We start from the raw sequence: 19,740 nt of genomic DNA, 5'->3' as shown, positions 1-19,740 counted from the left end.
CGTCACCCTCAAACGCCGGCCGGGTTGGCAACATCCTGACCGAGATCCTGCAGATCCTGGTAACGATCGCCAATGCGGTGGTGAGGCCGACCGCCAACCGAAGCGCCGAGTGCGACGACGATCTCATCGGCGGCCGGGGCATCAGGAATGGCGGTCTGAATGGTCAGATAATGCGAACGGCGGCCTTCATCATTCTTGTCCATCAGCGGGATCATGATCGGTGCATTGCCCGGACCACGGGTGTTACAGAAGGCTAGGTAAGATTTCGCGCCAACCGCCTGGCGATAATGATTGCCGAACCGCAGCGTGTGGATGAGTGCGGACGCATGCTCGATCTCGCCATCCAGCCCGACGACCGCCGCCTTGCCATAGGCCTCCACAGCTTCGCCCGAGCCGACGGCATCAAGGATCATCTTCGTCAGCAACTCGCCAAGCACGGGCGCACCGGCATGGATTTCCGGCTTCAGGTTTTCGACGAAGCCTTTTCCCGCCCAGGGATTTTTCACGACCGCAATCGCGCTGAACAGCTTCAAGGGCGTAGCGGCAGCCTTGCCTCCCTCAATCAACGTCGTTTCGACCTGCAGCAGGGTCTTGCGGATCTGGATGGACATGGACGTTCTCTCCGTAAATATGATGTCTTATGGTATGCCATAATACATTAGTGTCAAGGGCCAGATGATTTTCGTTTTCAGAATCGAAAATCATTAATTTTAACAGTATGTTATAGCTTAAAATTCCGCGATTCTTCCGTCATAGGCGAGCTCGTACAGACGCGTCATTTCAGCAATTGTGGGCACCCGGGGGTTATTGGCGGGCGTGCCGGACGCGAGGCCCTGACGCACCATTTCCGGCAACAGTTCGAGATAGCGGCTCCTGTCGATGCCGAACTCTTGCGGGGTCGGCACCTTCAGCCGCCTGTTCAGGCCGATGAAGGCCTCCACCAGCTTTGTGCCGGCAATCTGGTCGCTATCCGCCGCGCTGGCACAACCCAGCGCACGGGCGGCAGCGGCATAGTGCGGCAAAGCGAAATTCAGCGAAAACTGCGTGACCAGTGGCAGCACCATCGCATTCGACATGCCATGCGGCACATGGAAAAAAGCACCGACCGGCCGGCTGAGACCATGGATAAGCGCAGTCGATGTGTTGGAGACGGCAAGCCCGGCATGGGTTGCGCCCAGCATCATCGCTTCGCGCGCATCCCGGCCATCAGGATTATCAGCCACTTTTTCAAGATTTGCGCCGATCAGCTTCAGCGCGGAAAGCGCCAGCGCTTCGGAATGGGCATTGCCGTTACGGTTGACCAGCGCCTCCAGCGCGTGGGTCAACGCATCGATGCCGGTATCGACGGTGACGCGGTAGGGGCAGGTCAGCGTCAGCTCGTAATCGATGATGGCCGCGACAGGCAAAGCGGCGGTGCCAAGGATCAGCATTTTTTCGCTTGCCACCGTATCGGTAACGACGGCGGCGCGGGTCACTTCCGATCCGGTGCCGGCGGTGGTGGGGATAGCAATCACCGGCATGACGGCGAAATCCACGATCCGCGGCACCTTCAGGGTGCGCAACTCTTCGCCGCTGGTCGCGACGATGGCGCCTGCCTTTGCGGTATCCATGGCGCTACCGCCACCGAGGGCGACAAGACCGTCATGTCTGCCATCGGAAATGCGCTTCACCAAAGCAGCGATCGATATGTCCGTCGGGTCCTCAACGACTTCGGAGAAAATGGCGCCATTTATGCCTTCGCCTGAAAGCGCCTGCAAAAGCGCATCGGCATGGCCGAGCTTCTTCATCACGGGGTCACAGACGAGCAGAGGACGATTGACGCCGAGCGATTTCAGCATGGCCGGCAATCGGAAACGGCTGCCGCCGCCGATCAACATTTCGCGGGGCATCAGGACACGGTTTATCATTGCAGTTCTCCGCCACTCTCATTCTGCATTGTTCGGAAAGGCCGAAGGCCCGATGACCTAGAGCGAAATATCGTTATCCCGCTCAGGCCGAGATGAGCCTAATGCGCCAGGATTTTCGACAGGAAGGAGCGGGCACGCTCCGTCTTCGGATGGGTGAAGAAACTGTCGCCCTCACCGATTTCGACGATTTCGCCGCCATCCATGAAGACGATGCGGTCCGCCACCTTGCGGGCAAAACCCATCTCATGCGTCACCACCATCATCGTCATGCCCTCCTGCGCGAGTGAGACCATGACGTCGAGGACCTCATTGATCATTTCCGGATCGAGCGCCGATGTCGGCTCATCGAACAGCATGGCGACCGGGTCCATCGCCAGCGCACGGGCAATGGCGACGCGCTGTTGCTGACCGCCCGACAATTGCCCCGGATATTTCCTGGCATGCGCCGTCAACCCCACCCGTTCGAGAAGGGCACTGGCCTTGGCAAGCGCTTCCGCCGGCGAACGGCCCAGAACCTTCTCCTGCCCGATGCAAAGATTTTCAAGAATCGTCATATGCGGGAAAAGTTCGAAATGCTGAAACACCATGCCCACCCTGGAGCGCAGTTTCGGCATATCGGTCTTAGGATCTGTCACCTCCACACCGTTGACCGTGATGACGCCGTTGCCAATCGTCTCCAGCGCATTGACGCATTTGATCAGGGTAGATTTTCCGGAACCGGAAGGCCCGCAGATCACGACGACTTCGCCCTTGGCGACATTCAGGCTGCAATTGGTCAGAACCTGAAAATTCGGGCCGTACCATTTGTTGACGGACTGTAGTTCGATCATGCTGATTGCTTGCGACATCGGACCGCTCCTTAATGCACGTCAGTCGACATGGGGCCATAGGCCTTGCCGAACCGCTTTTCGATCCGGCGCTGGATCAGTTCCCAGGCAGTCGTCATGGCGAGATAATAAAGGGCTGCGACCATGAAGAGTTCGAGAACCAGGAACTTTTCCTGAATGAGCACCTGCGTGCGGCGCAGAAGCTCTTCCATGGAAATGATCGAAGCGATCGACGTCGTCTTGAGCACGCCGTTGACGGAATTGCCGAGCGGCGGAATGATGATGCGAAAGGCCTGCGGCGCAACGATGTACCGCATCACCTGCGCCTCGGTCATGCCGATGGCGCGGGCCGCATTGATCTGGCCCTTTGGAACCGCAGCAATGCCCGCCCGGACGATTTCCGACAGATAGGCCGCTTCACAGAGCGACAGGCCAATCAGCGTTGATTGCAGAACCGTCAGCTTGATGCCGATCTGCGGCAGACCGGTATAGATGATGATGAGTTGCACCAGAAGCGGCGTGCCGCGAAAGATCCAGGTGTAGAAATAGGCCGGCCCGGACAGGAACCGGTATTTCGACATGCGCATCACCGCAATAACGAAGCCCAGCGCCAGACCCGCCGTCATGGCGAAAACAGTGAGGCCGAGCGTCACCAGCGCGCCCTCGAACAGATAATAATTCGTCAGATATTCGAAGAAACCTTCCCAGTTCCAACCCTTCACGTCTTTCTCCAATTCATGCGGGAACGGTCGCGGCGAGAGCTTTCCCGCCGCGATGACTGTTCAGATGGATGGAATTCAGCCTTCCGGGCCAAGAACGGCGAGATCGCCCGGCGCAATGCTGACGCCATACCCGCCCATCAGCTTCTCGAGTGCACCATCGGCCTTCATCTCCTTCAGAGCGGCAGAGACGGCGTCGGCGACGTCCTTGTTACCGAAGGAAAGCGAACCGGGTGTGGGATACATGCCGGAAAGCGCATGGGTGAATTCACCGCGATCCTGATATTGTTTGGCAACCGGATCGATCGATACCGCTGCCTGCACCTGGCCGGCGCGCAACGCCTGATAAACCGTCGCATAATTGTCGAAGAGGTTGATCGTCATCGGCGCCAGACCGCGCTTCTTGAAGTCTTCGTTCAGTTCCTTGATCTTGCGTTCGGCATAACCGCCAATATCGGTGCTGACGGCCTTGCCGGCGAGATCATCGACCTTGGTGATGGGATCGGACGCGCCGACCGCCGTGGAAATGCTGATGGCGAGGTTTTCATAGGGGATCATGAACAGGATCTTGCGTCGCTCTGCCGTTACGAACAGGCCGGCATTGATCATGTCCCAGCGGCCACCCTGCAGGCCCGGCACCATGGTCGCATATTCGGTGCTGATATATTCCGGCTTCAGGCACAGACGCTTGGCGATTTCATAACCCAGCTCAATGCGCAGCCCTTTAAGGACACCCTGCTGATCCGCATAGGCCATGGGCGGCAGGGTCGGGCTGGTGGCCATGACGAGATGACCGGGCTTGATGAGATGATCGTCGGATATTTTCGGTGTGCAGTCCTGAGCAACAGCAGCACCGGCAAAAAGAGTGATGGCAACGCCGGCCAGGAAGGTTTTGGCGCGCACGGCTGTGCATTTCCGGGAAATCGGATTCCAGTTCATATTAAGCTCCGCTCTTTATATTATTTATTATGGCATACCATCACACCAAACGGTTTGCCCTGTCAAGAAGCGGCTAAGGATTTTTCTAAATTACTGAAAAACAACGGTAAACATAATAATCGCAACCTTGCGGCTCCCAGCAGGGTAGCCACAAGGGCGGGATAATCGGGGCACCGAAAACCGTCAGTCAGCGGTTTTTTGCGCCGTCAGAACGGCTTCGGCGATGGCGCAGGCGCTTGTGACGTGGTCGAGCGCGGCCTTGTAGGCAGCGTCACCGTCACCCTTTCGGATGGCCTCAACGATCTTTTCCATCTGCGCCGGACCGTCGGTATCGCGGCTTTTCGTCTTGATGGTCATGGAGCGCAGATGGTTGATCCGAACCGTCAGCAGATTGACGACGCCCCAGGCGACATGCCGGTCGATCTTGCTGAACAAGGTCTGGTAAAAGGACGAGGTATGTGCCAGCACGCCCGGCATATCCTTCGCGAGATAACTTTCACGGATGTGCCTGAGCGAAACCTCCAGCGCCTCGACGATGGCGGGATCGCGGCGTTCGGCGCAAAGGCGTGCCGCCATTCCCTCCAGCGCACCGCGAATTTCGTAGATCTGCTTGGCCTCATCCAAATCGAGCAGCGCGACCATGGGCCCCTTGTTGGGCAAATTCGCCACCAGCCCCTCGGATTCCAGATGCCGCAAGACCTCGCGCACAATGGTGCGGGAAACGCCGAGCTGGGCGCAGAGATCACGCTCCACCAGACGGTCTCCCGGGCGGAAATAACCATTCACGATGGCATCCCGCACCTTGTCGAGCGCAAGTTCCCTCAGCGTCTTCGTCGGACGCTCAACGCGAATGGCAGTTCCCTGCAAAGCACCGGTCATGGTATCACCTCGTTTGGCACATTCCGCTTCGGCTCGCCGCACGCCAAAGCAGGTTCTGGCTCTTGATATTATGGCGTACCAACTTATTTAGCCGCGCATCATCTTTATGGCAACAGCAGACCGCACGGCAGAACAGCCTGCCGCAGCACCGGGAAACCTTATCCCATTCTTTCCGAGGCATAGGAGCCGGGACCGGGCGGAAACACCACGGTTCGGCTGCCGTTCAGGAATACCCGCCGGTGGATGTGGGCGTGAATGGCGCGGGCCAGCACCTGTGCTTCCACATCGCGGCCAAGCGACACGTAATCCTCCGCACTCTGCGCATGGGTGATGCGCACGATATCCTGCTCGATGATCGGGCCTTCATCCAGATCCGCAGTCACATAATGCGCCGTCGCGCCGATCAGCTTCACACCGCGCTGATAGGCCTGTTTATAGGGATTGGCGCCCTTGAAGGATGGCAGGAAGGAGTGGTGGATATTGATGATCTTTCCCGACATCGCCGCGCACATCCTGTCGGATAGCACCTGCATGTAACGGGCGAGCACGATGAGTTCCGTTCCGGTGCTTTCAGCGATCTCCATGATCCGGGCTTCGGCCTGCGGCTTGTTTTCTTTCGTCACCGGAATGTGGTGGAAGGGAATGTCGTGGTTGACGACGACCTTCTGGTATTCGAAGTGGTTGGAGACCACGCCGACAATATCGATCGGCAGGGCGCCGATGCGCCAGCGATACAGCAGATCGTTGAGGCAATGGCCGAAGCGCGACACCATCAAAAGAACCTTCATCCGTTCGGACTGGTCGTGCAGCGCCACCTCCATGCCGAACTTTTCCGAGATCGGTGCAAGCCCGGCCATAAGCTCGTCGCGTTTTGCTCCCTCCTCCGAAATGAAACCCACACGCATGAAGAAGCGACCTGTGCCCAGATCATCGAACTGCGAACTGTCGATGATGTTGCAGCCCTTGTCAGCCAGAAAGCCTGAAAGGGCGGCGACGATGCCACGGGTGGACTTGCATGTTACGGTCAGGACGAAATTCGTCATCTGGCGTTCTCTCTGTCATCAATAAGGGAAAAACCCGCGCCGTTTGACGAGCGCGGGAAGAGCCGCAAGGGCGGCGGGGAAAACCGGGTCAAACGTCGAGCGTGGTCTGATGCTCCCAGGCGGTGAACTGCGAGCAATAGCTGTTCCACTCACCCTGCTTGAGCTTGAGATAGGCCTTCGAGAATTCAACGCCCAGCGCCTGCTGCAATTCCGCATCCTTCTCATATTCGCGCAGCGCATCGAGAAGATTGAGCGGCAGCTTCGGAGCATCCGTGACCTTGTGGCCCTCGCGATACATGTCGATGTCGTGATGCGGACCGGGATCGGCCTTTGAACGGACGCCGGAGAGGCCGGCGGCGATGATGATGGCCTGCAGCAGATAGGGGTTCACAGCGCCATCCGGCAGGCGCAGTTCAAACCGCCCCGGCCCCGGTACGCGCACCATATGCGTGCGGTTATTACCGGTCCATGTCACCGTGTTTGGCGCCCAGGTCGCACCCGAAATGGTGCGCGGCGCGTTGATGCGCTTGTAGGAATTGACCGTGGGGTTGGTGACCGCCGCTAGAGCGGAGGCATGTTTCATGATGCCACCGAGAAAAGTCTTGCCCTTGGCAGAAAGCCCGAAAGGCATTGCCTTGTCGGCAAAGGCATTGATCTTGCCGTCGAGATCCCAGACCGAGATATGGGCATGGCAGCCATTGCCGGTCAGGCCCTTGAAAGGCTTCGGCATGAAGGTGGCGCGCAGCCCGTGCTTTTCGGCGACGGATTTGACCATGAACTTGAAAAAGGAATGTTTGTCGGCGGTCTGCAGCGCATCATCATATTCCCAGTTCATCTCGAACTGGCCATTCGCGTCCTCATGGTCATTCTGGTAGGGCTTCCAGCCCAGTTCCAGCATGTAATCGCAAATCTCGGCGATCACATCGTAACGGCGCATCACCGCCTGCTGGTCGTAGCACGGCTTTTCCGCCGTATCATATTCGTCGGAGATTTTCGCACCGTCAGGCGAAATCAGGAAAAATTCCGGCTCAACGCCGGTCTTGACCCGCAGCCCCGCACTTGCCGCTTCCGCGATGAGCTTTTTCAAAACCACCCGCGGCGCTTGTTCCACCGGCTGGTCTTCCATGACGCAATCGGCAGCAACCCAGGCGACATCCCTTTTCCACGGAAGCTGGATGACCGACGAGGCATCGGGTACGGCAAAAAGATCGGGATGGGCAGGCGTCAGATCGAACCATGTGGCAAAACCGGCAAAACCCGCCCCGCCCTTCTGCATATCGGCAATGGCTTCCGCAGGTACCAGCTTGGCGCGCTGGCCGCCGAAGAGATCGGTATAACTGATCATGAAATATTTGATGCCCTTTTCGGCAGCAAATTTGGAGAGGTCCAGTGTCACGTCATTCCCCTTTTTTTGGTATCAGACACTTCATTGAAAAAAGACGGGCACATCCTCCCAAATGCGCCCGTCCGTTCTTTATGGCTTAAAAGCTGCCTTTCCCCGGGAACCAGTTCGTTCCCGCCAGCGGAACCTGCGCCATTGCCGCAGCCTCCATGGTCAGCGCCACCAGATCTTCCGGCTCCAGATTGTGGAGATGGTTCTTGCCGCAGGCGCGCGCGATGGTCTGCGCCTCGAGCGTCATGACCTTCAGGTAATTGGCGAGGCGGCGGCCGGCGGCGACGGGATCAAGGCGTGCTGCCAATTCCGGGTCCTGCGTGGTGATGCCGGCGGGGTCTTTGCCCTCATGCCAGTCATCATAAGCGCCGGCGGTGGTGCCGAGTTTCTGATATTCCGCTTCCCAATGCGGATCATTGTCACCCAACGCCACCAGCGCCGCAGTTCCAATCGCAACCGCATCAGCACCGAGCGCCAACGCCTTGGCGACATCAGCGCCTGAGCGGATGCCGCCGGAGACGATGAGCTGCACCTTGCGGTGCATGCCGAGATCCTGCAACGCCTGCACGGCTGGGCGAATGCAGGCAAGCGTTGGCATGCCGACATTTTCGATGAAGACATCCTGCGTGGCGGCCGTGCCGCCCTGCATGCCGTCAAGCACCACCACATCGGCACCGGCCTTCACCGCCAAAGCCGTGTCGTAATAGGGGCGTGCACCACCAACCTTGATGTAGATCGGTTTTTCCCAGTCGGTGATTTCGCGCAGCTCGAGGATCTTGATTTCGAGATCATCAGGGCCGGTCCAATCAGGGTGGCGGCAGGCGGAGCGCTGGTCGATGCCCTTCGGCAGGTTGCGCATGTTGGCGACGCGATCGGAAATCTTCTGGCCGAGCAACATGCCGCCACCGCCCGGCTTCGCGCCCTGGCCGACCACGACCTCGATGGCGTCCGCACGGCGCAGGTCTTTCGGGTTCATGCCGTAACGAGAGGGCAGATACTGGTAAACCAGCGTCTGGCTATGGCCGCGCTCCTCATCCGTCATGCCGCCATCACCAGTCGTGGTGGACGTGCCGGCGATGGTCGCGCCACGGCCGAGCGCTTCCTTGGCATTGCCCGAAAGCGCGCCGAAACTCATGCCGGCAATGGTGATCGGCGTTTTCAACGTAATCGGCTTTTTGGCGAAGCGCGTGCCGAGCGTGACGGTCGTATCACACTTTTCGCGGTAGCCCTCGAGCGGATAACGCGAGATCGACGCGCCGAGAAACAGCAGGTCATCGAAATGCGGCACCTTGCGCTTGGTGCCGGCGCCGCGAATGTCATAGATGCCGGTCGCCGCTGCGCGGCGGATTTCCGCCAGCGTGTGATCATCGAATGTTGCGGATTTACGCGGCGGGGTGAAGGGGTTGTGATAGCTCATCGGAATATCCCTCGCCTCAATACGCGTCGGCGTTGTCGATGTTGAAATTGTAGAGCGTGCGGGCCGAGCCGTAGCGCTTGAACTCACCGGGGCTGACATCGGTGACGCCGGCCTTTTCGAGGAGTTCGGCAAGCTTTTCGAGATGTTCGGGCCGCATCTCCTTTTCGATGCAATCAGCACCGAGGCTTTTCACCGAACCGCGCACGAAAAGCTTCGCCTCATAAAGGGAATCGCCCAGCGCATCCCCCGCATCGCCGCAGACGACGAGATGGCCGGACTGGCCCATGAAGGCGGACATGTGGCCGATATTACCCTTCACGACGATATCGATGCCCTTCATGGAAATGCCGCAGCGGGAGGCGGCATTGCCCCTGATAACCAGAAGCCCGCCGCGACCGGTGGCGCCGGCATATTGCGAAGCATCACCCTCGATGACGACGGTCCCGGACATCATGTTTTCCGCAACGCCCGGCCCGGCCGAACCGTGCACGGTGACGGTGCCGCCATCATTCATGCCGGCGCAATAATAACCGACCGAGCCGCGTACATCGACGATAACAGGGCTCTCGATGCCGACAGCAACGGCATGGTGGCCGCGCGGATTGACGACTTCGAATTCAGTGTCGTTGGCTCCAGAGGAAAGGCCGTGGAGCGCACTGTTGAGTTCACGCAATGGCGTGTGGGAGAGATCGAAAACTGGCATGGATTATGACTTTCAAAACAGGCGCCGATGACGGGTCTCAGGCAGCCTTTTCATGGTCCCAGAAATAGACGGTCGCCGGTTCAGGCTCCCAGACGCGGGCATTTTCGATGCCGGGCAGATTGACCAGCGCGCGATATTCCGAGCCGAAAGCGACATATTGGTCGGTCTCGGCCATGACAGCGGGCTTGCAGGCGATGGGATCGCGCACCACGCCAAAGCCGGATTTGGTGCCGACGACGAAGGTAAAGAAGCCGTCGAGATCATCGAGTGCACCCTCGAGCGCCTCGCCTAAATCCTTGCCCTTGGCCATCTCAGCCGTGAGATAGGCGGCGGCGACTTCCGAGTCGTTCTGGGTCTCGAAGCTCATGCCTTCGCGCACCAGTTCGCGGCGCAGATTATTGTGGTTGGAAAGCGAGCCGTTATGCACCAGGCACTGGTCGGCGCCGGTGGAGAAGGGATGCGCGCCGAGCGTCGTCACCGCTGATTCCGTCGCCATCCGGGTGTGGCCGATGCCGTGGCTGCCCGCCATGGAGCGCACGTCGAACCGCGCAACGACGTCTTTCGGCAGACCAGTTTCCTTGTAGATTTCGACGTTGTCGCCGGAGCCCATCACCCGCACATTCGGACGGATGGCGGAGAGAACCGCGCGAATGCCATCAAGCTTCCCGGCGGGAATATCGAGAACCGCATGGGTGCTTTTCACCGTGACGGCGGCATCAACGCCATTTTCCTTCAGCGCTTCGGCAAGGCCGGAGAAATCGGCGGCGGGATCGGCCGACTGGATCGTCACCTTCGCCCTTCCATCGGCAGCGCTGCCATAGATCGCGATCCCGGCCGAATCCGGCCCGCGATCGGTCATGGTGACGAGCATGTCCGAAAGCAGCTGACCCAGCTGCGGTTCAAGGCTTTTGTCTTTCAGGAATAGTCCAACAATGCCGCACATCGACAGGCACCTCCATTCGTTTCTGAATGAAGGGCTAACATATGGAATTCCGCCCCGTCAACTATCAGGAATATTTTTTTCTTCTAAGGCAAATTACGCGCTATGGATCATAGCGAGGTATATCCATGAAAGCTGTGGGCTTTTCGTGGAAAAGAGAGACAATTTTTTCCAGTGTACTCTGCTGAACAAAATCGTTCACCGATGCGGGCTCAACATTTGGATACCAAGTGCCACGCAGCCCTGCACCATTTAAATCCTCTTCCTTCGAGGCTAAAAAGGCAGCAGCAAGGCCTAAATTCTTTGAACTTCGAGCGGACTTCATTTTTCCCATGGCACGCTCCATGAGGTCAATTGGCATCCAGTCCACATTCATTTCGGGCAACATCTTGCAATTGCCGAACTCATCCAAAATTTCAGCGATACCCATGGGCCGCCAAGCATGCTCAGGGCTTTCATCCGAGACAATTAGGTGCGCTACTGCAACGTAGGGAAATCCCATCTTTAGTAGGCCATCCGCTTGCGTCATGCCCATAGAATTTGGAGATCTGCCTTGATTGAAGAAAGAAGCCCTGACTACTTTGACTTCAATAGCCAATATTTGGTCCAAAACCAGGACATCATCTTGATACGGAATAACAAGTATATCTATGTCACCAGGCTTACTTATACCCATATTCAATTCATCAGTAGGCACAACCAATGACACAAACACACCACTTCCCACACCCATACTGCGAAAATATTGGGGACAAAGACCGCTGTAAACTAACCCAAAGAGATAACGATTTGTGACGAGAGAAACTGTAAGAAGTAACTCATGCCTTTCTTTGACGTAGGAATGAGGGAGGACGTATGCCAATTCGCCCGAGCGAAGGTATTTGGGTCTCCTAATGATTTTTCGAAGCACATAACCTCCTAGCCTTCTCAAAGGATTACTGGTCCCCCGCACCTCTCTGCGGATAAGAAATAATCGATAGATAACGGGCGGGAAGTTTCACCAGTTCTTCCGGCCCATGCGGTGCATCCGCATCGAAAAACAGACTGTCGCCGGTCTGCATGGTGAAAAGCTGCTCGCCGTGGCGATAAACCACCTCGCCCTCCAGCATGTAGAGAAACTCCATGCCCTCATGCTGGAAGGTCGGAAACACATCCGAATCCTTGGTCAGGGTGATGAGATAGGGCTCGACGGTGACGCCGCTGGTATTGTTGTCGATATGGCCGAGCAGGCTGTATTGATGGCCGGCGCGGGTGCCTCTGCGGTCAATATTCACCCCTTGGCCCGCCTTGACGAAGGTGGCGCTGCGCGGCTCCTCGAAACCACGGAAAAAGGCCGTGATCGGCACACCCAGCGCCTTTGAGAGCGTCTGCAACGTGGTGAGCGACGGGGAGATATTGCCGTTTTCGATCTTCGAAAGCATGCCGACGGAGACACCGGTGGCCGATGCAAGATCGGTGACCGTGATGCCGAGTTTCTTGCGATAGGCGCGCACCTCATGGCCGATCGCCATTTCCAGATTATTGACCCTCGGCTCGCGAACGGCGTGCGGGTCCTGCGACAGGAACTGCGCTTGTTCGGTCTTGGTGGTGTCCTTTGCCATGGGTCCTCCGGCAGTATTGTGTTTTTCCTTCTTTACAGGAAAACTATCTTAACTCGGAGGAAATCTTTGTCGCATGGCATTCGGCGTGTAACCGAAGCGGGCCTTGAAGCTTCCCGAAAAATGACCGGCGCTGGAAAAGCCTGTCGCGAAGGCAACTTCGGCGATGGACAGCGGGCTTTGTTCCAGCAGCCGCCGGGCGTGATCGAGACGGATTGCGCGATATGTCTCCAGAAACGTCGTTTTCAGATAGGTGGCGAAAATCCGATCGAGATGCCGTGGGCTCGTTCCCCCCAGCTTCGCCATGGTCCGCCGGTCGAGCGGGCTTTCGATGGTCGTTTCCATTTTCTCCAGAACGGTCAGCAGCGCCGGGTGATTGGTGCCGTAGCGTTCCGCCGTGGAGCCGCGTTGCGGCGCGCCGGGTTCGGCCACAGCCGTGTGCAGATACCAGTCGCTGACACGCCTTGCGAAATGCGCACCCATCCTCTCAGAAATCATCGCATGCATCATGTCGAGAGGTGCGACACCGCCAGCGCAAGTGATGCGATCTCCATCAATGACAAACCGCGCCTGCCGGGGCGCGAGGTGGCCGAAAGCTTCCCTCAGCACCGGCGCGTGTTCCCAATGGATGGTGAAATCACGATTATCCAGCAGTCCGGCCGCCGCCAGCACATAAGCGCCGCTGGAAATTCCCCCGATCCTGACACCCTGCCGCGCCAGCCTCCGCAATGTGCCGAAAGAACTCTCCGCAACCGCCCAGTCCTGCGGCCCGCCGCCTGCGCAGACGAAGATCGTATGACACCGCTCGCCAGCAACGGTGAGCGCTTTGCAATCGACAAGGATTCCGGACGAGCTTCTGACCGCCTCACCATCGAAGGAGAGAGGCACGATCTCGTAGAGATCAGTTCCGGCAATCAGATTGGCGGCCCGCAGCGGCTCCGCCGCCGAGGCATAGGACATCAGCGCGAAATTCGGAACAAGGACAAAACCGATGCGCTGGACATTCTTTTGTTCAGATGTCGTCATGTCCTTTTTCTATATCTGAATGTCTCTTTTTTGCAATGACCTTTAGAAAGATGGGGCTAATCTCCTGCGATATCGTTCGAGGTAGGCCAGATGCGCTATTCCGCTTTTTCCATTTTCATGAACGGCCTTTTCGGCAACAAAGCGTGGAAGCCCGCATGGCGGGATGAGTCGCCGAAACCGCATTATGACGTCATCATCGTGGGCGGCGGCGGGCACGGGCTGGCCACCGCCTATTACCTTGCCAAGGAATTCGGCATCACCAGTGTCGCGGTGTTGGAGAAAAACTATATCGGCTCCGGCAATGTTGGCCGCAACACCACCATCATCCGCTCCAATTACCTGCTGCCGGGCAACAACCCATTCTACGAGCTTTCAATGAAGCTGTGGGAAGGGCTGGAGCAGGATTTCAATTTCAACGCCATGGTTTCCCAGCGCGGCGTGCTGAACCTTTTCCATTCGGATGCGCAGCGCGATGCCTATACAAGGCGCGGCAATGCCATGCGGCTGCACGGCGTCGATGCCGAACTTCTGGACCGCGCCTCGGTCAAGGCGATGCTGCCGTTTCTCGATTTCGGCAATGCCCGCTTTCCGGTTCAGGGCGGCCTGCTGCAAAAGCGCGGTGGCACGGTGCGACATGATGCCGTTGCCTGGGGTTATGCCCGCGGTGCAGACAGCCGGGGCGTCGATATCATTCAGGGCTGCGAGGTGACGGGTATTCGCCGCGAAAACGGCATGGTCGTGGGTGTGGAGACAAGCCGCGGCTTCATCGGTTGTGGCAAGCTGGCGCTGGCGGCAGCGGGCAATTCCTCGCAGGTGGCCGCCATGGCCGGGTTGAAACTGCCGATCGAAAGCCATGTGCTGCAGGCTTTTGTGTCGGAAGGGCTGAAGCCCTTCATCGATGGCGTCGTCACCTTCGGGGCGGGCCATTTTTACGTTTCGCAATCGGACAAGGGCGGCCTCGTCTTCGGCGGCGATATAGACGGTTACAACTCCTATGCCCAACGCGGCAATCTGGCGACGGTCGAACATGTCGCCGAAGCCGGCAAGGCGATGATACCGGCGCTTTCCCGCGTCCGGGTCCTGCGCTCCTGGGGCGGCATCATGGATATGTCGATGGATGGCTCACCAATCATCGACCAAACCCCGATCAACAATCTCTATCTCAATGCCGGCTGGTGTTACGGCGGCTTCAAGGCGACGCCCGCTTCAGGTTTTTGCTTCGCCCATCTTCTGGCGCGCGGCACACCGCAGGAAACAGCAACAGCGTTCCGGCTGGACCGCTTCCGACGCGGTTATCTCATCGATGAAAAGGGTCAGGGCGCACAGCCCAACCTTCACTAAATCTGTAGCGGGATTTCAGGCGAAAACCGCTCACACTTTTCGGCATCCCGCTATCTGGCGGATCAAGGACATCTGAAATGGCAAGTCTCGTGCCCTGCCCGCATTGCGGGCCAAGACCCAGGCAAGAATTCACCATCAAGGGCGCTGCCCTTCAGCGACCGGCAGCGGATGCCGGTGCTGAGGAATGGTTCGATTATGTCTATCTGCGTGACAATCCGCGCGGCGCCTATGAGGAATATTGGCACCACACCTCCGGCTGCCGCCGCTGGCTGATCGTCGCCCGCGACACCGTCACCCATGAGATATCCGCCTGCCGGGACGCCGCCGGAGAAAAGGAAGTGACAAGCGCATGACATCCAGCCGCCTGAAGACCGGCGGTCTGATTGACCGCACCCACCCGCTTTCCTTCACCTTCGACGACAAGGTGATGCAGGGTTTTGCAGGCGACAGTCTCGCCTCCGCCCTGCTCGCCAATGGCCAGCAGCTCGTCGGCCGCAGTTTCAAATATCACCGCCCGCGCGGCCTATTGACGGCGGGTGCCGCCGAGCCGAACGCCCTGATGACGATCGGCAGCGGCGGGCGCACGGAGCCGAACACGCGCGCCACCATGCAGGAGCTTTATGACGGGCTGGAAGCGAAAAGCCAGAACCGCTGGCCCTCTCTCGATTTCGATATCGGCGCATTGACCGGCCTTCTTTCGCCCTTCCTCGGCGCGGGTTTCTATTACAAGACCTTCATGTGGCCTGCCGCCTTCTGGGAAAAAATCTACGAGCCCTTCATCCGCAAGGCGGCCGGTCTCGGCAAGGCAAGCCACGCGGCAGACCCGGACGCCTATGACAAATGCTGGGCGCATTGCGACCTGCTGGTGATTGGCTCCGGCGCGGCAGGACTTGCCGCAGCCCTTGCCGCTGGGCGCGCCGGCGCGCGCGTCATCATTGTCGATGAACATTCCCTCGCAGGCGGCGGACTTCTTTCCGAAACGGCAGCCATCGGCGGCAAGAGCGCACCGGATTTCGCGGCGCAATGTGTTGCCGAACTCGAAACCCTACCGAATGTGACGGTGCTGACGCGAACCACGGCTTTCGGCTGGTATGACGGCAATGTCTTCGGCGCGGTGGAGCGGGTGCAGAAACATCTGCCCGATCCGGAAGCCCACGTGCCGGTGGAGCGCCTGTGGCGCATCGTCGCCAAACGTGCGCTGCTTGCCACGGGCGCGGAAGAGCGGCCGCTGGTCTTCGGTGGCAATGATATTCCCGGCGTGATGATGGCCAGTGCCATGCGCAGCTATCTCAACCGTTATGCCATCAGTCCCGGCACGGCGACGGCGATTTTCACCACCAATGACAGTGGTTATGCCCTTGCCCGCGATCTGGAAGCACAGGGTGTCACTCTCGCAGCAATCATCGACAGCCGCGAGCAGGGTAACCCGGGCTACGAAGGCAAGGCGCGTGTCATCAAGGGTGGCGTCGTCTCGAATGCAAAGGGCGGCAAGGCACTTTCCGCCATAGAAATTTATGCCAATGGCCGCACGGAAAGCATGAATATCGATGCGCTCGCCATGTCGGGCGGTTTCAGCCCCATCATCCATCTCGCCTGCCATCGCGGTGGAAAACCGGTCTGGTCGGAAGACAATGCTGCCTTCCTTGCCCCCGCCAATCTCAAGGGGCTCGAACTTGCCGGTGCGGTATCAGCGATCAATGGCATCGCCGCCTGCCTTGAAGACGGCGCGCGAAAGGGTGCGGCGCTTGCGCGGGATCTCGGTTTTGCAGCGAGGACACCAACATTTGGCGTCGTGGAAAATGATGTCGTCGCCCCGCCTGCAAAGCCACTCTGGTCCATCTCTGGCATCAAGGCCAAAGCCTTTGTCGATTACCAGAATGATGTTCACCGCAAGGATCTCGGTCTCGCCGTTAGCGAAGGTTACGGCCATGTGGAACTGGCCAAGCGTTATACGACGAACGGCATGGCGACTGATCAGGGAAAGCTTTCCAACGTCAACGCCATCGGGCTACTGGCCGAGGCGCGCGGCGTTTCGCCGGCCGAAGTCGGCACCACCACCTTCCGGCCTTTTTATACGCCCGTCTCCTTTGGCGCGCTCACCGGCGCTTATCACGGCCAGCATTTCCAGCCGGTGCGCAAATCGCCGCTGCATGGCTGGGCCGAGAAAAACGGGGCGATCTTCGTTGAAACCGGTCTCTGGTATCGCTCCTCCTGGTTTCCCCGCAAAGGTGAAGACAGCTGGCGGGAAAGTGTCGATCGCGAGGTTCTGAACGTTCGCAAGAATGCCGGCCTCTGCGATGTATCGATGCTCGGCAAGATCGAGATTTGCGGCAAGGACGCCGCCGAATTCCTCAACCGGGTCTATTGCAATGCCTTTCTCAAGCTGCCGGTCGGCAAGGCGCGATATGGCCTGATGCTGCGTGAAGATGGCATGATCTATGATGACGGCACCACCAGCCGGCTGGAGGAGAATCGTTTCTTCATGACGACCACCACGGCCTATGCGGCGGGTGTCATGAACCATCTGGAATTCTGCGCCCAGGCGCTCTGGCCGGATCTGGACGTGCGGCTTGCCTCTGTCACCGATCAATGGGCGCAGATGGCGATTGCCGGACCGAAGGCGCGCACAATTCTGCAAAGAATCGTCGATGAAGATATTTCCGACGAGGCTTTCCCGTTTCTTGCGGCCAAAGACGTCTCACTGTTTGGCGGGCAATTGCACGGACGCCTGTTCCGGATTTCCTTCTCCGGCGAGCTGGCCTACGAGCTTGCCGTTCCGGCCGGTTACGGTGAAAGCGTTGCCGATGCGCTGATGGAAGCAGGAAAGCCGGAGAACATCATGCCCTATGGTGTCGAGGCGCTTGGTGTGCTGCGCATCGAAAAGGGCCATGTCACCCACAACGAAATAAACGGCACGGTGGTGCCCACCGATCTCGGCTTCGGCAAAATGGTCTCCGCCACCAAGGCCGATTTCATCGGCCGGCGAATGCTGGAGCGCGAGGGGCTTTCCGCTGCCGACCGTCCGAGCCTTGTCGGCGTCGTGCCGCTGGATAAAAACCAGTCATTCCGCACCGGTTCGCATATTCTCGAAAGGGATGCGGCGGCAACGCTGGAAAACGATCAGGGTTATGTGACCTCAAGCGCGTTTTCACCCCATCTCGGTTCGACCATTGGCCTCGCCCTCGTCAAGAATGGCCCTGCGCGGCATGGCGAGGAAGTCGTGGTCTGGAACGGTCTGCGCAATGAATTCACCGCCGCCCGCCTGTGCCATCCGGTTTTCTTCGACCCTGAGAACGAGAAGCTCCATGTCTGATTTCAAGCCCAATTTCAAATCTGGTTTCCGGCCGATGCTCCGCCCGGTGCTGGGCAAAAAGAGAGCGATCGCTTCCACCGCCATCAAGCTCTCTCCCCTGCCGGAAGGCGCGATCATACATGTGCTGGCCGCGCCCGGCGCAGCGGATATGGAAGTTCGTCTGCGCAGCTTCGCAAAAGGCGATGTGCGGGCGGTCTCTCCCGGCCAATGGTTCATCGTCCGCGAAGAGCCGCTGTCCCAGGCGGAGATGAAGGCGTTTCTTGCGGCGCTTGAGCCGCAGGCGACGGGTGTGGACCAGAGCCAGGGACGCGTGCGTATTCGTATCGAAGGCAGGATGGCGGAACGGGTGCTGGCAAAAGGAACGGCGGTCGATCTTTCCACCACGGCTTTTCCGGCGGGACGCTCCGCCACGACGCTGATCGGCCATATCGCCGCGCATCTCACCCGGCTTGAGGGGCAGGTGTTCGAAGTCATTGTTTTACGCAGTTTCGCCGAAAGCCTGTGGGACGATCTTGCCCGGATGAGCCTTGAATTCCAGTGATCTTATCGGCCTAGGTCCAGATGCTTTCGGGCGTCAGGATTTCAAAGGGAACGATCCGCTGCTCGACAGAGGATGTGTCGCCATTCTCGACGCGCCGTAACATCACGTCGATCAATTGCTGCGGCATCCTGTCGAGGGGAAGCGGCAGCGAGGCGGTAATCAGCCCCTCATTCAGACCCTTGCGCGTTTCCGGGCCGATATCGTTGCAGACGATCTTTATGCCGCGCTGCTTTTCCGTCGGCAATTCCCGAAGTGCCCGCAGAACGCCGGATATGCCACCGCCATTGACATAAATCCCCTTGAGGCCGGGTTCGGAAGCGATCATGTCGCGGATGATGACATAGGCATTTTCAGGCTCTTCGAAGGTCAGCAGTGTTTCCGCCACCTGCAATTCAGGTGTATTCTCACGGATATAAGAGCGGAAGCTGGCATCCGAAACATCCTGACATTGATAGCGGTTGCTGCCGATCAGCGGCACGACCACCCCCTCGCCCTTTACCGTCTGGCTGAGGAACCAGGCCGCAGTCCGACCGCGTTTCCAGCTATCGGTTCCAACAAACCCCGCGCGGCTCGCCGCCGACAGATCAGACACGTAGGTTACCACGGGAACGCCCCTGCCCCGCAGCTCGTCGATTGCCTGGCTGACGAGCGGATGATCGGCCGTCACCACCGCGATCGCGCTGCAGGATTGCCCCATCTTCAGGAGATTGGCGGAAACGGCCTCCGGTGAGAGGTCGTCCTCAAACACGACATCCGGCTCGATGACGCTGTCCGGCCTCTGGCGTGCGGCGGTAACGATCCCCTCCGCCCACAACCGGTAGAGCGGCCGATGGGATTGCTGCAGCAGAAAACCCAGCCTGTAATGGGGCATGGCCTCACGACGGCGGTCCTTGATGGTGCCGAGACCATAAAAACCGATTTCCTCTGCAGCCTTGAGAATCTGGTCGATCGTATCCTGACGCACGGCGGTCGAACCGTGCAGCAACCGGTTGACCGTGGAGATGCTGACACCGGCTGCCTTGGCGAGATCGGTAATGGTCGGGCGGTTCATGGCACCTCACAATCGTATCATCAATGAATGACATTGAATGATACGAAATGCAACATTAAATGAAATACAAATTCCATTTTCAAGAAAATGAAAGATATAAATC

At 58.6% G+C, this 19,740-nt stretch carries 19 protein-coding genes; 4 read left to right on the top strand and 15 right to left on the bottom strand.

The genetic code is table 11. The features are described from left to right. Window positions 1–8: 8 nt before the first annotated feature. From QSV77_RS14595 to QSV77_RS14530, 14 genes are all read right to left on the bottom strand, one after another. Complete coding sequence (locus QSV77_RS14595) at window positions 9–611, bottom strand: amino acid synthesis family protein (protein ID WP_006316014.1); 603 nt, start codon at window positions 609–611, stop codon at window positions 9–11. Between the two features lie 117 nt (window positions 612–728). Further along, window positions 729–1,907: an iron-containing alcohol dehydrogenase gene (locus QSV77_RS14590; RefSeq protein WP_302734028.1), complete on the bottom strand. Its 1,179-nt coding sequence runs from the start codon at window positions 1,905–1,907 to the stop codon at window positions 729–731. Window positions 1,908–2,005: 98 nt separating this feature from the next. After that, complete coding sequence (locus tag QSV77_RS14585; RefSeq protein ID WP_302735254.1) at window positions 2,006–2,737, bottom strand: amino acid ABC transporter ATP-binding protein; 732 nt, start codon at window positions 2,735–2,737, stop codon at window positions 2,006–2,008. A gap of 29 nt (window positions 2,738–2,766) precedes the next feature. Further along, a complete protein-coding gene (locus QSV77_RS14580; protein ID WP_046799979.1) occupies window positions 2,767–3,456 on the bottom strand; it encodes an amino acid ABC transporter permease in 690 nt (229 codons plus the stop codon). A gap of 75 nt (window positions 3,457–3,531) precedes the next feature. Continuing rightward, the gene (locus QSV77_RS14575; protein WP_065117328.1) at window positions 3,532–4,392 is read right to left on the bottom strand and encodes a transporter substrate-binding domain-containing protein; all 861 of its coding nucleotides are present in this window, start codon (window positions 4,390–4,392) and stop codon (window positions 3,532–3,534) included. 183 nt (window positions 4,393–4,575) lie between these two features. Next, the gene (locus QSV77_RS14570) at window positions 4,576–5,271 is read right to left on the bottom strand and encodes a GntR family transcriptional regulator (RefSeq protein ID WP_065117327.1); all 696 of its coding nucleotides are present in this window, start codon (window positions 5,269–5,271) and stop codon (window positions 4,576–4,578) included. A 158-nt stretch (window positions 5,272–5,429) separates the two neighbouring features. Further along, the gene (purU, locus tag QSV77_RS14565; RefSeq protein ID WP_302734027.1) at window positions 5,430–6,314 is read right to left on the bottom strand and encodes a formyltetrahydrofolate deformylase; all 885 of its coding nucleotides are present in this window, start codon (window positions 6,312–6,314) and stop codon (window positions 5,430–5,432) included. 88 nt (window positions 6,315–6,402) lie between these two features. Beyond that, window positions 6,403–7,710 (bottom strand): type III glutamate--ammonia ligase, encoded by a 1,308-nt coding sequence (gene glnT / locus QSV77_RS14560; protein ID WP_302734026.1) that lies wholly within the window; start codon window positions 7,708–7,710, stop codon window positions 6,403–6,405. 85 nt (window positions 7,711–7,795) lie between these two features. Continuing rightward, window positions 7,796–9,124 (bottom strand): FMN-binding glutamate synthase family protein, encoded by a 1,329-nt coding sequence (locus tag QSV77_RS14555; RefSeq protein ID WP_046799983.1) that lies wholly within the window; start codon window positions 9,122–9,124, stop codon window positions 7,796–7,798. Between the two features lie 16 nt (window positions 9,125–9,140). After that, window positions 9,141–9,827 carry a GXGXG domain-containing protein gene (locus tag QSV77_RS14550; protein ID WP_302734025.1) on the bottom strand — a complete coding sequence of 229 codons (687 nt, stop codon included), beginning with the start codon at window positions 9,825–9,827 and terminating at the stop codon, window positions 9,141–9,143. A 37-nt stretch (window positions 9,828–9,864) separates the two neighbouring features. Continuing rightward, window positions 9,865–10,770, bottom strand: coding sequence for a glutamine amidotransferase family protein (locus QSV77_RS14545; RefSeq protein ID WP_302734024.1), 906 nt, complete (start codon window positions 10,768–10,770; stop codon window positions 9,865–9,867). Window positions 10,771–10,870: 100 nt separating this feature from the next. Then, entirely contained in the window at window positions 10,871–11,677 is an 807-nt protein-coding gene (locus QSV77_RS14540; protein WP_302734022.1) for a hypothetical protein, read from the bottom strand. Window positions 11,678–11,702: 25 nt separating this feature from the next. Then, window positions 11,703–12,368 (bottom strand): XRE family transcriptional regulator, encoded by a 666-nt coding sequence (locus QSV77_RS14535; protein ID WP_302734021.1) that lies wholly within the window; start codon window positions 12,366–12,368, stop codon window positions 11,703–11,705. 48 nt (window positions 12,369–12,416) lie between these two features. After that, window positions 12,417–13,391, bottom strand: coding sequence for a GlxA family transcriptional regulator (locus QSV77_RS14530; protein ID WP_302734020.1), 975 nt, complete (start codon window positions 13,389–13,391; stop codon window positions 12,417–12,419). Window positions 13,392–13,481: 90 nt separating this feature from the next. Between QSV77_RS14530 and QSV77_RS14525 the strand changes: the two genes are divergently transcribed. The 4 genes from QSV77_RS14525 to QSV77_RS14510 all read left to right on the top strand — a co-directional run bounded on the left by QSV77_RS14525 (window position 13,482) and on the right by QSV77_RS14510 (window position 18,586). Continuing rightward, window positions 13,482–14,732, top strand: coding sequence for a sarcosine oxidase subunit beta family protein (locus tag QSV77_RS14525; RefSeq protein WP_302734019.1), 1,251 nt, complete (start codon window positions 13,482–13,484; stop codon window positions 14,730–14,732). A gap of 77 nt (window positions 14,733–14,809) precedes the next feature. Beyond that, a complete protein-coding gene (locus tag QSV77_RS14520; RefSeq protein ID WP_065117318.1) occupies window positions 14,810–15,085 on the top strand; it encodes a sarcosine oxidase subunit delta in 276 nt (91 codons plus the stop codon). Next, a complete protein-coding gene (locus QSV77_RS14515; RefSeq protein WP_302734017.1) occupies window positions 15,082–18,045 on the top strand; it encodes a sarcosine oxidase subunit alpha in 2,964 nt (987 codons plus the stop codon). Before QSV77_RS14520 ends, QSV77_RS14515 begins: the two co-directional genes overlap by 4 nt. Further along, window positions 18,038–18,586, top strand: a complete 549-nt coding sequence (locus QSV77_RS14510; RefSeq protein ID WP_302734016.1) for a sarcosine oxidase subunit gamma — start codon at window positions 18,038–18,040, stop codon at window positions 18,584–18,586. Before QSV77_RS14515 ends, QSV77_RS14510 begins: the two co-directional genes overlap by 8 nt. Before the next feature lie 10 nt (window positions 18,587–18,596). Here the strand turns inward: QSV77_RS14510 and QSV77_RS14505 are convergent, their stop codons facing one another. After that, complete coding sequence (locus QSV77_RS14505; protein WP_110758178.1) at window positions 18,597–19,637, bottom strand: LacI family DNA-binding transcriptional regulator; 1,041 nt, start codon at window positions 19,635–19,637, stop codon at window positions 18,597–18,599. Window positions 19,638–19,740 lie beyond the last annotated feature (103 nt).

The sequence above is a fragment of the Agrobacterium sp. V1 genome (assembly GCF_030518355.1).
Taxonomy (GTDB): Bacteria; Pseudomonadota; Alphaproteobacteria; order Rhizobiales; family Rhizobiaceae; genus Agrobacterium; species Agrobacterium cucumeris.
This window is presented reverse-complemented; position numbering and strand designations above follow the sequence as displayed.

Coding starts and splice junctions, on each gene's coding strand:
- QSV77_RS14535 (WP_302734021.1), bottom strand. CDS start 12,368: ATGGCAAAGGACACCACCAAGACCGAACAAGCGCAGTTCCTGTCGCAG.
- QSV77_RS14585 (WP_302735254.1), bottom strand. CDS start 2,737: ATGATCGAACTACAGTCCGTCAACAAATGGTACGGCCCGAATTTTCAG.
- QSV77_RS14550 (WP_302734025.1), bottom strand. CDS start 9,827: ATGCCAGTTTTCGATCTCTCCCACACGCCATTGCGTGAACTCAACAGT.
- QSV77_RS14525 (WP_302734019.1), top strand. CDS start 13,482: ATGCGCTATTCCGCTTTTTCCATTTTCATGAACGGCCTTTTCGGCAAC.
- QSV77_RS14520 (WP_065117318.1), top strand. CDS start 14,810: ATGGCAAGTCTCGTGCCCTGCCCGCATTGCGGGCCAAGACCCAGGCAA.
- QSV77_RS14530 (WP_302734020.1), bottom strand. CDS start 13,391: ATGACGACATCTGAACAAAAGAATGTCCAGCGCATCGGTTTTGTCCTT.
- QSV77_RS14505 (WP_110758178.1), bottom strand. CDS start 19,637: ATGAACCGCCCGACCATTACCGATCTCGCCAAGGCAGCCGGTGTCAGC.
- QSV77_RS14510 (WP_302734016.1), top strand. CDS start 18,038: ATGTCTGATTTCAAGCCCAATTTCAAATCTGGTTTCCGGCCGATGCTC.
- QSV77_RS14570 (WP_065117327.1), bottom strand. CDS start 5,271: ATGACCGGTGCTTTGCAGGGAACTGCCATTCGCGTTGAGCGTCCGACG.
- QSV77_RS14575 (WP_065117328.1), bottom strand. CDS start 4,392: ATGAACTGGAATCCGATTTCCCGGAAATGCACAGCCGTGCGCGCCAAA.
- QSV77_RS14590 (WP_302734028.1), bottom strand. CDS start 1,907: ATGATAAACCGTGTCCTGATGCCCCGCGAAATGTTGATCGGCGGCGGC.
- QSV77_RS14555 (WP_046799983.1), bottom strand. CDS start 9,124: ATGAGCTATCACAACCCCTTCACCCCGCCGCGTAAATCCGCAACATTC.
- purU (WP_302734027.1), bottom strand. CDS start 6,314: ATGACGAATTTCGTCCTGACCGTAACATGCAAGTCCACCCGTGGCATC.
- QSV77_RS14545 (WP_302734024.1), bottom strand. CDS start 10,770: ATGTGCGGCATTGTTGGACTATTCCTGAAAGACAAAAGCCTTGAACCG.
- QSV77_RS14595 (WP_006316014.1), bottom strand. CDS start 611: ATGTCCATCCAGATCCGCAAGACCCTGCTGCAGGTCGAAACGACGTTG.
- QSV77_RS14515 (WP_302734017.1), top strand. CDS start 15,082: ATGACATCCAGCCGCCTGAAGACCGGCGGTCTGATTGACCGCACCCAC.